At 51.1% G+C, this 530-nt stretch carries 1 protein-coding gene; it reads left to right on the forward strand.

Annotated features, from left to right (window positions below; genetic code table 11):
- Positions 1-530: efflux RND transporter periplasmic adaptor subunit (locus R7040_RS29690; protein WP_318098080.1), on the forward strand; the 530-nt coding region annotated here is incomplete at both ends.

Genomic DNA, 530 nt, shown 5'->3' on the forward strand with positions numbered 1-530 from the left:
ATTGATGTAAATAACGCAGAGACACATCAACTGATGTTAACCAGCGAACCGGTTGTTCGAGAGTTTCCGGGCGTCGTCGTTGCAGAGCAGCACGCCGATATCGCGGCACGGTTAACGGCATCGGTGATGGAGGTATTGGTGAAGGTTGGCGATAGAGTGAGGCAAGGAGACGTGTTGGCGCGGCTAGAAAGCGATGATCTCGACGCGCGAGTTCGTCAAAGTGAGCAGGCTTTATCCTCTGCACAAGCGCAGCTCAATGCGGCGAGAAAGGAGTTTTCTCGTGTCAGAGCGCTTTTAAACAAAAAACTGATCCCTCAATCGCAATTTGACCAAGCGGAAAGTGCGTTGCAAACCGCACAAGCCAACTTCAATAAAGCGCAAGCAGCGGTCTCTGAGGCGGAAACGACCTTTGGCTACAGCATCATTACTGCACCGTTTGATGGCTTGATCACGCAAAAGCCCATCAACAAAGGTGATACCGCGACGCCGGGTGCTTTGCTTTTATCGATGTACAATCCAAACTCGTTGGA

This window comes from Vibrio sp. 1069, assembly GCF_033340555.1.